A 12,908-nucleotide genomic window follows, 5' to 3' on the forward strand; every position below is an offset into this window, starting at 1 on the left:
TAGTATAAACTAATTATGAACAGTTACTTAAAGATTGAACTCTGTCTCTCGCGTACGCACGTGCATTACGTGTTCGCGCGCGCGTGCGCATATCCCGTGATTTTACATTTTTACTTGCATGCTTGCACCAATACTCTGTATCTCCGTGTTCATCGGCATTGGAGTAGTGGTGGCAGTAACTTTTTTAAGGTGTATGCAATGTTTTTACTTACACTGCTTTCCGGTGTATCAGTCGCTTTGCTCCGGTTGCAGTTTGTTATAATATAGTTGTTGCACGGGATATAGATGGTTCGCGCACGGGATATATGCGGTGCGTGCACCATCTATATCCCGTGTTTCCACCATCTATATGCCGTTCGCGAACCGCATATATGCGGTGAAAGTACCATCTATATGCGGTGCAACCACGTGATTTGGGTGTTTGAGCAACTCTTTTAAACGTTTTTACATGATTGACTGATATCCTTACATGCTGTGAAAATTAATCAATCATTAGCAAATACTTCTTCATTATCTCTTTTTTTAATATAATTTTCTTATTTTTGCATCCCAAAGATTGTATAGAAAGTAAGAGCGCATGAAAGTTAATGATAAAAGATTACTATATTGGGGAATTATCGTTTGTTTGCTGATTTCCGGAGGCATTGCGTATGCTTTATACCCAAATAAAACTAAGTATTGGAAAGAACAGTCGTCTGCTACATTTAAAAAGGCGTTAGAACTGGAATTGCAAAAACGAGATACGGCTTCGGTCTTTTATAAAGAATCTACGGGATACTCTACCATCTCTTTGAGTGACTCATTGCCTGAATCAGTAAAGATTATTAGCGAGTTTGGAGAAAGAGAGTATTTCATGCCAAAAAAGAAGCGCGACCATGCTCTTGTAAAAGAGAAGCTAAAAAGAAGTACTCTTAGTATTATATTGGAAGACAACCCTTTAGCTCCTGATACTTTGAATGCAATATGGGATAGTTTATTAATCGCAGTTGATATTCCTGTGAAAACTCGCACTCGAATTTCCGTTCTGGATCTTCATGAGCATGAGTCGGTTTCTTATTCAAAAGATATTTTCGAATCGTTTCCTGCAGACAGCTTATTGTCTTATTATTTGGGAGAACGTTGTGAGGTGGAAGTTACAGGTTTTATTTCTTATGGTTGGCATGACGCGTTTGTTGGTTGGGGCTATTTTGTCATTTGCTTACCATGGATCATCTTCGTTTTATTATTCTTTTTGCGAGAAAAAATTATTCTTATATTAAAGAGGTGGTTTATAAGGTATGAGACTGTCATCATAGAAACAATAGTACCCGTTGTTGCAGTGGAAACTGGGAAATCTTATGTTTATCAGTTGGAAGAAGGCGTGTTCTTTGATACAGAAAAGAAAGAATTGAATAGAGATGGGGCGACGAGAAAGCTGGAACCGCAAGCCGCTTCTTTATTGAAACTGTTTTTAGACTCCGAGGGATGTCGACTTTCTACTGCTGAAATAGATAAGTATTTATGGCCGGATGGTAGTGGGACACAAGAAAGAATTCATACAGCTATTCGACGTTTGCGCCGTTCATTGAATGGAATAACGCATCTTGTTGTTAACTATGAGAATGGTGTATACCAATTAATAAACTCTATTACTAATGAAAGTGTGAAAAACAGCACACTATAACTTTAATTCCTGTATATGAAATATGCTTATTTAATCATGCTGTTATGTTTGTTTTTCTCATGTGATAAACCTTCAAATACTATTCAATTAGATTTATCGTCATTAGAAAGAATTATAATAGATCCTCAAGAAGGGCAAAGATTGCCGTTTGATAGCCTTGTTGGGAAAATAGAATATGTGAAATTAGAGAGCCTTGATAATAATCTGATTGGAAAAATATCTCAAATATTGTTTTTTTGACAGCTTATTGTTTATAGTTGATAGTGAAAGCAGTAAGACAATAAGTGCTTTCGATTTACATGGCAATTTTAAACATCAAATCTACCATGTAGGTAATGGGCCTAAGGAATACATTGATATTTCAAATGTATGCATTGTTCCAAACAAAGGACATTTGGCTATATTAGATAGAATTCAACGGCGCATTCTATATTACAAATACAATGGTGAATATGTATCAACGGAACGGGTGCCTTTTATAAATAATTATTTTGAATATCTTGAATCAGGTAATAAGGCATACGAGATTTATGGAATGAATGATCCGGAACTTGGTAGTGACAAGGAAAATTCGTTGGTGGTAACAGATTCGGCTAATAATGTTGTATATAGTTTTTTTAAAGATATACATAGGAGTGATTTTTATTACACAAAAAACAGAACCTTGCGCAAGTTTCATGAGGGGGTTTATTATACTCCTAATATTACAGATACAATATATTGCATAAAAGACTCGATAGTTGAAGCCAAATACTATATTGATATTACTCAAAACAATGTTACTGATATGAAAGTGACAGATACTAAACAGTTTCATGAAATGTTGGCAGAGCATTATTTTTTCAATGGTGATTTCATTGAACTGAAGGACTTTACATATATCAATATAATGTCTCCTTGGGGATACCCAAGTGCGGTCTATGTTCATGGAAAGAAAAAAACTTATTTAAGTTCCGGTACTGGCAATCATCCTTTTTTTGCTTTTATGGGTACTGCTCCTAAGGCACGCTATAAAGAAAATTGTATTGTACTTGATGTTCGGTCTTATCAAATACTGGCGCAAAAGTCACAATTGTATAACGGTGGAGAGCATAAGCAGTTATTAGATTCTTTATTCGAAAACCTGACCGAAGATTCTAACCCCGTATTGTTCTTTTATTATTTAAACGAGAAACTATAAATAGGGTTGATTGTATGAAAACCGTAATCATTGCCCTTAATCATAATACATACTTTACATCCCTGTAAATGTGGTAGTTAGAGCGTAAATTCACAACTGCTCTTTTGGCGATGTAACGCAGTCGAAGAAATATGTAACATCGCAAACAAGTAAAATAGTTTTGGTCAGTATTCGTCAGTGGAAAAGTATAGGTTGAAAGCTTTTTTACTACTAACTTTGTGCTCATACATTTTAGATAAATTGTGATGTCTAATACTAAAACGTGTTTTTTTAATGAAAAATCAAAAAATATGGCTGCTATTGTTATTACCAAGTCTCCCAAAGTATATTCTAAAATTGTGGATGAAATGAGGAAAGAAATGAAGCAGTTATTGAGTAGTTTTAATATTTTATTAACATTTAAATTGTTGAGTTATGAAAAAAAATCTCAAGTTGATCGTATTAACGATTGTAGTGTGTGCAGTATCTGCACTGAATGTAAAGGTTATGTTAAACACCGAACATGCAGGTGACATGGCAATGATGACGCTGACGGCAATTAGTGACGGAGGATGGGGTAACGGAGAGTGGGGTATTGTTGGTCCAGGAATAGGAGGAGGTACAGATGAACCCCAGAGCTGGTATCAACGGAAAACATCACGTTGTTCTTTACAATTAGGAAATGGGTGGTTTACTTCAAGTATTATGATGGAATGCGTCTTTTGTGCTGTTCCTTCTTCCTGCACACCACTTCCATGTGGTTTCTAATAAGCTCTACTCATGAGAAACGTAATCATAATATTACTATTCATATCTGCCATATCCTGCCGGAATGAGAATAGAGAACAAAGAAATTTAGATAGTCGTATTTCGGCCGAATATCTTGAAACAATTACTGTCAATGTAGATGATTTTGATTTCGACCAACTGGGAAATTGGCTTAAAGCTGACAAATATGTTAAGTTAGCGCCTACTCCCTTATTGAGCGTAATAAAAGATATTCAGATTAGGGAAGGGAAAATCTTTATCCATGATGCGTTTGCACGTATAGTATGCTATGACATGCAAGGAAAACTTTTATGGCTGATTGATGCCGAGGGAGTTGGTCCTGGAGAATACACATCGATTCATGAACTTGTAATCAATACGGAGACGTCCGAAGTGGTGATTTACGACAATCCGGCATTGTCTTTATTGTTTTATGATATGAAGACAGGCAGATATTTGAGGACGGAGAAACTATTTAAGCCTAATCCCACGGATATAGCTTTTGCAGACGGGTTGTACTTTTATGATAGTCAATATCATAACAATTATCCGAATGACACCATGTTACACTACTCCTTACTAACTTCTCGGGATGGCATAAATATAGAGCAGAGATTCTTTAAGCATGATGATAGTGAAGCTGAATATATGTTTAGCGACTCTCCCAAGAATTTTTATTATAGTGATTCTTTACTTTTGTATTGTAAGAATTTTGATAATATTATCTATCAAATAGGAGCAAATCGTATCAATGCACGATACCAAATTAATTTGCCAGACCCTTTGCCGTGTTCATTTATTGAGGATAAAATAAATCCAATTGAGATGCTTAAATCTAGTTATTCATCCGGAATTACCAACGTTTATGAATGCGGCAGTTTGCTTTATTTTTGCTATACGAAAGGAGATGCTTATATGATGTCTCTTTACGACCGGGATAATCAGGAAATGATATATAGTGGCAGGCGTATGTTTGGAGGTAATAACCCCAACTTACCGTTATTACGATTAATGGATGGTGTGTATAAGGGACAATTCTTTAGCGTACTGACACCAGAGTATTTGGGTGATAGCACTATTTGTTCACAGCCTGCATATCCGGATGTATTGCGTGATTATAATTCAGACGATGATAATCCTGTTATAGCGTTTTATGATGTGATTCGCTCTCAATCAAAGTAAATATTTGTATCAATTGTGTGAAAGTGGTATTTATAGGAAAAAATAAGAAGCAAATATTCAAGAAGTTAGGGTATATAGTGTTAGGTTTGTTTGCTTTGTTTCAAATCTATCTTTTTATCAGGCTATACTGGCTTGCATCGTGCTCTATCCCTACCTACTCCATGTCGCCTACTTTAAAAAATGGAGACTACATTTTGGTATCCTTGCAGATTCCAGGTCGCAGAGAAATTAATGAGGACGCCGATTCCGACAAATTGTTGGTACGTAGAGTGAAAGGAATGCGCCAAGTACGGAAGGATGATGTTGTCGTATTCAATTTCCCTTATACGGAGAATGAAAGCAGAATGACACTTGATATGAAAATATTTTATTGCAAACGATGTGTTGCTACCCCGGGAGAGATTTATAGCTGGTGGTGGGAGGAAAGAGTGGATAGCGTATATCTCCCTCATGAAGGAGAAACGTTAACTATTGATACTTTGAACTTCCACCACTACAGCCACCCCATAGAGTATGAGACAGGACGGATGCCGGAACTGGTAGATGGAATAGTGATGCATGCTGATACCATGATGAACAGTTACCGTTTTAAGAGCAATTATTACTTCATGCAGGGTGATAACTATGCGGGTTCTTACGACTCTCGCTTTTGGGGGATACTACCAGAAGACTTTATCTTGGGGGTGGGATTGTTCACGTGGTTTTCTAAAGAACCGAAAACCGGAAAGATTCGCTGGGAACGAATGTTTAGGAAATTATGAATGTCTATAGAAAGATCTAAAAAACACACTATAGATTTTATGTTCCTGTAAATGTGGTAGTTAGCATAAAAATTACAACCACTCTTTTGGGTTATGTAACATAGTCGAAGAAATATGTAACATCGCAATCAAGTAAAATAGTTTTAGTCAGTATTCGTCAGTGGAAAAGTCTGGGTTGAAAGCTTTTTACTGCTAACTTTGTGCTCATACATTTAGATAAATCGTGATGTCTAATACTAAAACGTTGATTTCTTATGAGAAGTAGAGCTTTTATTTTTAGTTTATTAATGGTGGTGGCGGTTGTTTCTCTTTGGAGTTTTAAATCCCAAAAGAAAATAGATGGTTTGATGCTGAAGAATGTGGAAGCATTAGCAGCTGGTGAGGCAGTTGTTCCTCTTCATTGCATGGGTACAGGAACTGTAGACTGCCCCATGGGTGGTAAAGTAAGAATGGTAGTAACTGGTTATAGTTTTGAAGTACCTTATTAATATATTGTTCCTGCTTTCTTTTGTTGCATGTACTTCTGCACCTGCATATAAAGGGATACCGTATACGGATTTTCCGGAAACGAGAAATCTGACAGCATGTCCTTTGCCTATGGATACAGCTGTATTCCGTTTCCCTTTTCGGATAAAGATACAAGGGGATACTGTGGCGGTAATGGATTTGCATGGTGTGGGTCATTTTATTCATCTTTTCCATTATCCGGACTTTTCTTACATTACTTCTTTAGGTAAGCGTGGAGATTCACCGGAAGAGATGCTTTCTGCCGAAAATATCCGATGGGATGGGAATTCATTGTGGACGTTGGATGCAAATAGGTCAAAACTAACTCGGTTTGGTTTGTCTTTATCCGGAGATTCCTTACTTCGTAAAGAAAGAGTAAGTCTGGATAAAGGAATACTTCGGGGATTGGATTTTGTACTTTATAATGATTCCACCTTTATTATTCCTGATTATTCCGGAGAAAGTCGCTTTTGCCTGGTTGATCGAACGGGTAAGTTGCTGCATAAGATGGGTAGTATTCCTACTACGAATGAAGAGGCTTTGAAACATGCCCGTCCGGCATTAGCGCAGGCATGGCGCAGTTTCATTGATTACAATCCTCGTAATGGAGTTTTGGCTGCTGTTACTCAATTGGGAGAAGTGCTTGAAATTTACAATTTGAAAGATAGTACCCATGTGGTTCGTGTTGGGTTGCATGGTGAACCGAAGTTTAGGGTTGCAGAAAGCTATGGTGTGCCTACCGGAATTATGGGGTTTAGTGATGTACAAGTGACGGATAGTGCTATTTATGCAGTCTTTCAAGGGACTACTTTTAAGGAGATTTCGCAAAAAATGCAGAGGGGTGATATGACGGATGGTGGAAGGTATATATATGTGTTTAGCCTGACTGGTGAACCTGTTAGAAAATATGTGTTGGATCATTATATTTATGGTATATCAGTGGACGAACAGAACGGAGATATTGTTGCTACGGATGTGAATAGTGATGAACCGATAATGAAATATAGTATATGAATATATTATTATTGCTTCTCCTTATTATATATGTCGATAAAAGATTGTCGTATACAGCTTTCCCAGAACGGAAAATCTTATATCCTGTATATGAATATAGTAGCATTTCGTATTTCTTTTCGGAAATATTGTAAGGAGAAAAATAGTAGAAAGGAGGTGGATGTATAAATTCTAATATGAAAGATGGCAGCTTGTCTGTTGAGCCATTGAAATGATAAATATGGCACTTCTGAATTTGTTGTCTAATTTAATGTCTAGGTTGTGAAATATATATATATATTGTCTTTTGTTGTATTGCAGGCTTGTAGTGGTCAAGTTTCTAATTCTAATGTATTAGAAAATAATGATATGCATATTATTGATATAGATAATATAGAGCCGGCATCGAATATAAAATTATCATCTTATTTTTCATCTTTAGAATTTATTCCCCTTGAAACAAATAATGAAGCATTGTTAGGAAGGATAAATAAGTTACATGTTTATAATGATACTTTGTTTATTTTGGACAAGACTGGTTCTAAAGGTGTTTTCATGTTTAATAGAAGAGATGGGTCTTTTTTAGGTCGTATTGGGTCTATAGGGTCTGGACCAGGAGAGTATTCTAGTTTGGAAGATTTTACAATTGATATAGAGAATAGAAGATTGTATTTATTAGATTCAGATAGACAACAAATATACGAATACGAGTTAGGTGGTTGTAAATATCTGACAACTGTGAGTTTAAATGCCAAAGCAAATAGGAGTTATAATATACAATATTGGGATAATAAGGTGTATGGTGATTTGTTTTTTAGAAGAAAGTCAACTAAAAATGATTATATGCTTTGTGAACTTGATATGAAAACAGGTGAAGTGAATAATTTTTGGTTAAGTGCACAGCAATATAATTTAGGTTGGAGTGAACTCTTTTTTATTAATAAAGCATTCTATTCGCAACCTTCTCTAAAACCGAAATTTGTTCAACTATTTATGAATGTAATCATGGAGATAGATAATAATGGTGTTTCTCCTTTTCTTTTATTAAAAAGTAAAAATTGGGTGTCGGAAGAAGATTTGAGTCAAAAAGGAGATCCTTATGAACGTTATAGTGGGTTGTTTAAAACAGATCGGATATATGGCATTGGGGATTTGTTGGAAGGTAAAGATTTTATATATTTTAAATATATGGAGGGGATGACTCCTTGGCATGTTTTTTATAATACTAAAACAAAAGATGTCGTTCATTCTAGTTTGGTTGTAAATGACTTGCTATATAAGAAAAGTGTATTGGATTATATAGATATAAACTTTTGTTTTTCTGATAATAAAGGTGGATATAGTTATATTCATCCATTTGCAATGGGAAAATTCATAGAAGGCGTACATTCGGATATTTTTAATCATAATGCATCTTATAATAAACTTTTAGATTTAAAAGAAGGGTCTAACCCTGTGTTATTATATTATGAATATAAGGATTGAAAATATCTATACTCTTGGCTTTTCTATTAGATAAATCGTGATGTCTAATACTAAAACGCTGATTTCTTATGAGAAGTAAAATTTTTATTTTTAGTTTATATATGGAATATGCTTATTTGATAATCCTATTTTATGAAAGCACTCATTAACCGTTACTCCCTCTGGGTGTTAGTTCTGATAATTGCCATGCTGATAGGTTGCCGTTTACAGACTAACGAACATCTCGCCATTCGTACCATCAGCAACCCCATTAATTTAAATTACCGTTTCTGTTTGGACGATGTCTCCCGCAGAGATGCTGCAAACCCTTGCATTGTGTTGTTCGATGATGATTACTATCTTTTCATGTCCGGTTCGGGCGGCTACTATCATTCGTCTGATTTAATGGATTGGCATTTGGTTGATGCAACCAATCTTCCTGCAGAAGGTATTACCCCTACAGTTGTGGAGATGGACGGTGCATTGTATTATGCCTCCTCTGATACTACGCTTACAATCTATAAAACCAATAACCCAAAGTCCGGAACCTGGGAAGTGGTGACATGCAATTTCCCTCCGGATATGCTGGAACCCATGCTTTTTTACGACGAAGGTCGGCTGTACCTGTATGCGGGTTCGAGCAATTCCGTCCCTTTAACCGGCGTGGAAATCGATCCGCATACATTTCAATTGCTGGGAAAACCCTCTACATTAATCGAAAGCAACTGGCACGCTAACGGATGGGAAACCCCCGGCGATTACCACGACTGGGCGGACGCTACTCCCTGGCTGGAAGGCATGTGGATGAACAAGCGTGGTGGGAAATACTATCTGCAATATGCCTCTCCCGGTATTCAGCTTAAGACCTCCAATACCGGCGTCTATGTTTCCGACACTCCGTTAGGCCCGTTTACGCTGTCGGCACACAATCCCTTGGTTTACAGGCCCGATGGCTTTACTACCGGTGCCGGCAACGGCAGTATCTTTCAGGATAAGCATGGCAATTACTGGTATGTAGGCACTGTTGCCGTCACGACGCGACATTTTTTCGAAAGGCGGTTGTCCCTGTATCCGGTGTTCTTTGATGCCGACAGTGTAATGTATGCTTGTACCGAATTGGGAGATTACCCGATGATTGTTCCCGACCATAAAGTAACTTCTCCTGAAGAACTGTTTCCCGGATGGATGCTGTTGTCCCACAATAAAAGTGTCCGTTCTTCTTCCGAACTCAGAAACTATCCGGCATGTTGTGCAGTGGATGAAACAATCCGTACTTGGTGGAGCGCCGCCACCGCCGACAAGGGCGAATATCTGTCCGTAGATCTGGGCGAGATGTGCGAAATCCACGCCGTACAGATCAACTTTGCCGACCATGACTCCCGATTGTTCGGTCGGAACGACAGTATCTTTTATCAATATTACTTGGAAGAATCTTCAGACGGTAGACAGTGGAATATCCTTATTGACAAGTCTGCCAACACCACGGATGCTCCCCATGACTATATCCAACTTGACACCCCTGTGAAGACCCGCTATGTCCGGCTTACCAATCTTTATTGTCCTTCCGGCAAGTTCTCTGTATCCGGTTTGCGCGTATTTGGACTGGCAGACAAACCGGCTCCGGTCCAAACAGCATTCCATCGCATTCGCCGAAATAAGGATGACCGCAGAAGCGTCCTTTTGAAATGGAAAGCAGCAGCAGGTGCCACCGGATACGGCATCCGTTTCGGAACCCATCCGGAGAAATTGTATAGCAGTTATATGGTATATAACGACACGGAGATTGAATTGAAGTGCCTGCAGGTTGGACAAACTTACTATTTCGCGGTTGATAGTTTCAACGAAGGAGGCATTACCCGCGGTGATGCAATGAAAGAAGATGAATAATCCTTAATACGTGTATAGGTATGAAAATATATATCTTATATCTCCTTTTAGGAGCCTTGTTAAGCGGGTGTGGGCGGAGTTATTCCTCACATGTTTTGGAAGATGTCATCCGGGAAAACCCTCAACTGCAAGAAGTGTTGAAACGATATGAGGCCGATACGCTGAAGCTGCGAGCCGCCGAATTCCTGATAATGAATCTTCCGTACTATTACTCGTTCGAGGGCGAGCAGGTGGAACATTACCGGAAGCAGTTTGAACTTTTCGGTACCGGTCTGTATACCCCCGGCGAAGTACAGGACTCCATCCGTAAACTGTATGGGCACATCAATCTGAGTAGTTCCACTTTCAAATCCGATATGGAACTTACCCCCGATTTCCTGATTGACAATATTGAGTGGGCGTTTAAAGTCCGTGAAGAACAGCCGTGGGGCAAGTATGTCCCTTTCGACGATTTCTGCGAATACGTCCTGCCTTACCGGATAGCGGATGAACCATTGAAACCCTGGCGTGAGAAAGTGTACAATGCGTTCAATCCCATCTTGGATTCCGTCAGGGCGCTTCCCGAGGCGCAAGACCCGTTGTTCGTTTCGCGGGTGTTGATAGATTCCATCTCCCGGATAAAGTTCCACTTTACAGGGCAGTTTGAGAAAGGCCCGCATGTGGGTCCCGATCTGGTTGACTGGCATTCGGGCAATTGCCGCGAGACGGCGGACATGCTGATCTATATATTCCGGGCATTGGGCATTCCCTGCGGTTGCGACTATATGCCCTTGCGCGGCGATGCCAACGTGGCCCATTTCTGGAATTTCATACTGGATAAGGATGGTGAATCCTACTATATGTATGAAAACGGTGTGATAGATCCTGTGCGCAAGTATTGGGGAATAAAGTCCAAAATTTACAGGCAGACATTCAGCCGGAACGAAGCTGTTGTGCAAGGCATGCGGAAAGAAATGGAAGCTGTTCCTCTCTCTCTCCGGTTTCCTAATTTTATAGATGTGACGCGGTTGTACAGTGGCAAGTATGCCCGTGTGCTTAACATACCCCGCGAGAAACTTTTCCATGAGGTTCCGGAGGAGGAAGTGGTCTACCTGTGCAGTCCCATGTGGATGGACTGGTTGCCCATGGCGTGGGCGCATCCCGCAGGGAATGACGTTTCTTTTGCCGACGTGGAAGGTGGTGTTATCTTCCGTTTGTGCATCTATGATAAAGATGGGCGGCTTGTTCCGGTATCCGATCCTTTTGTTTTTGACAGAGGTACGGGTGGTGTCCACTACTTTGAAGCCTCGGATGAGACGGAAGAGATAAAGCTTCTGAATAAGTACCACCAGTTTATCGAACCTTTTGCGCAACGCATGGTCGGCGGAGTTTTCGAGGGCAGCAATCGTGCGGATTTTCTTCAGAAAGATACGTTGTATGCAGTGCTGGAGCCTCCGGTGCGTTTGTACAGCATTATCAATCTAAACAATGCGAAATCTTACCGCTATGTGCGATATATAGGTCCTGAAAACGGTCATTGCAATATCTCGGAAGTTGCTTTCTATGAAACCCCGGCAGGCACTTCTGCCTTACGGGGCAGGGTGATCGGTACCTCTAACGGGACAAATGGAGATGGAGGGCATGACTACCTGAATGTCTATGATGGTGACCCCTATACTTCTTTCGATTATTATCAGCCTACAGGCGGCTGGTCGGGGCTTGATTTGGGGCGCCCTTATCCGATCCGGAAGATTATCTTTACTCCTCGCAACCGGGATAATTATGTTCGCAAGGGCGATGTGTATGAATTGTTTTATTCTTCGCAGGGCGAGTGGATTTCTATCGGCAAACAGCTGCCTCCCTCCGATTCTTTGCTTTATACGGTTCCTAAGGGGGCGTTGCTTTATCTGAAGAACCATACCCGTGGAAGTGATGAACGGATTTTTGAGTATGATGAGGGAAAGCAGAGGTATTGGTGAAGATATAAATTAGGAGATATAAGTATTGAAGTGATCAAATAAACAGTAAAAATTATCATGGAAGCAAATTTGATTAAAGTAAGAAAAGAACTTTTGGATAATTTTTTGTCCAAAAAACATCTGAATGAAACGGATTGGGAAGAATTGGAGGGCTCGGTAAATCTATTGCATAACAACTTTGCCTGTAAGCTTTGCCGAAATTTTTCGATGCTTTCGAAGGATGATGTTCATATTATACTCTTGATGCGCATTGGTATGAAGAATGTCAAAATTGCAAGGTTATTGCATATCTTGCCAAAGTCTTTCGGTATGAGACGTTACCGCTTAAAGATGAAAATGGGAGTAGAGTGTAAATCGCTACCAAAGTTCATTAGAGGGCTGTTTGAGTCAGAAAAATAGCCCAAAACGTCTACAAATTCCATGATGTGAAATTTGTAGACGCTTTGGATTTGGCTTTATTGCATAAAAGGGCTATCTATGCAGAAAAATAAATAGTTAGGATGTTATTGGTATATTTAATAATTTAATTAAAGAGTCCACTTTACAATACTTCGGTAAATAATTAA

At 39.0% G+C, this 12,908-nt stretch carries 12 protein-coding genes; all 12 read left to right on the top strand.

The features are described from left to right. Positions 1–577 precede the first annotated feature (577 nt). The 12 genes from B2Z67_RS06920 (at position 578) to B2Z67_RS06975 (ending at position 12,741) form a co-directional block, all read left to right on the top strand. Positions 578–1,663, top strand: coding sequence for a winged helix-turn-helix domain-containing protein (locus B2Z67_RS06920; protein ID WP_291529088.1), 1,086 nt, complete (start codon positions 578–580; stop codon positions 1,661–1,663). Positions 1,664–1,678: 15 nt separating this feature from the next. Beyond that, on the top strand, positions 1,679–1,903 hold the full coding sequence (locus tag B2Z67_RS06925; RefSeq protein ID WP_291529089.1) for a hypothetical protein: 225 nt from the start codon (positions 1,679–1,681) through the stop codon (positions 1,901–1,903). After that, entirely contained in the window at positions 1,872–2,843 is a 972-nt protein-coding gene (locus B2Z67_RS06930) for a 6-bladed beta-propeller (RefSeq protein WP_291529090.1), read from the top strand. Before B2Z67_RS06925 ends, B2Z67_RS06930 begins: the two co-directional genes overlap by 32 nt. 486 nt (positions 2,844–3,329) lie before the next feature. After that, positions 3,330–3,590, top strand: coding sequence for a hypothetical protein (locus B2Z67_RS06935; RefSeq protein WP_291529091.1), 261 nt, complete (start codon positions 3,330–3,332; stop codon positions 3,588–3,590). Positions 3,591–3,602: 12 nt separating this feature from the next. Continuing rightward, complete coding sequence (locus B2Z67_RS06940) at positions 3,603–4,772, top strand: 6-bladed beta-propeller (RefSeq protein WP_291529092.1); 1,170 nt, start codon at positions 3,603–3,605, stop codon at positions 4,770–4,772. A 17-nt stretch (positions 4,773–4,789) separates the two neighbouring features. After that, a complete protein-coding gene (gene lepB / locus B2Z67_RS06945; RefSeq protein WP_291529093.1) occupies positions 4,790–5,533 on the top strand; it encodes a signal peptidase I in 744 nt (247 codons plus the stop codon). Positions 5,534–5,787: 254 nt separating this feature from the next. Next, entirely contained in the window at positions 5,788–6,021 is a 234-nt protein-coding gene (locus B2Z67_RS06950) for an NVEALA domain-containing protein (RefSeq protein ID WP_291529094.1), read from the top strand. Next, positions 6,005–7,054: a BF3164 family lipoprotein gene (locus B2Z67_RS06955; protein WP_291529095.1), complete on the top strand. Its 1,050-nt coding sequence runs from the start codon at positions 6,005–6,007 to the stop codon at positions 7,052–7,054. The genes B2Z67_RS06950 and B2Z67_RS06955 overlap by 17 nt, the downstream gene beginning before the upstream one ends. Positions 7,055–7,315: 261 nt before the next feature. Continuing rightward, positions 7,316–8,518: a 6-bladed beta-propeller gene (locus tag B2Z67_RS06960; RefSeq protein ID WP_291529096.1), complete on the top strand. Its 1,203-nt coding sequence runs from the start codon at positions 7,316–7,318 to the stop codon at positions 8,516–8,518. 132 nt (positions 8,519–8,650) lie between these two features. Then, positions 8,651–10,384, top strand: a complete 1,734-nt coding sequence (locus B2Z67_RS06965; protein WP_291529097.1) for a family 43 glycosylhydrolase — start codon at positions 8,651–8,653, stop codon at positions 10,382–10,384. Positions 10,385–10,404: 20 nt separating this feature from the next. Beyond that, positions 10,405–12,342: a discoidin domain-containing protein gene (locus B2Z67_RS06970; protein ID WP_291529098.1), complete on the top strand. Its 1,938-nt coding sequence runs from the start codon at positions 10,405–10,407 to the stop codon at positions 12,340–12,342. Between the two features lie 57 nt (positions 12,343–12,399). Next, complete coding sequence (locus B2Z67_RS06975; RefSeq protein WP_291529099.1) at positions 12,400–12,741, top strand: hypothetical protein; 342 nt, start codon at positions 12,400–12,402, stop codon at positions 12,739–12,741. Positions 12,742–12,908: the final 167 nt, after the last annotated feature.

Origin of the sequence: Bacteroides sp. UBA939, from assembly GCF_002293435.1 — a bacterium.
GTDB lineage: Bacteria > Bacteroidota > Bacteroidia > Bacteroidales > Bacteroidaceae > Bacteroides.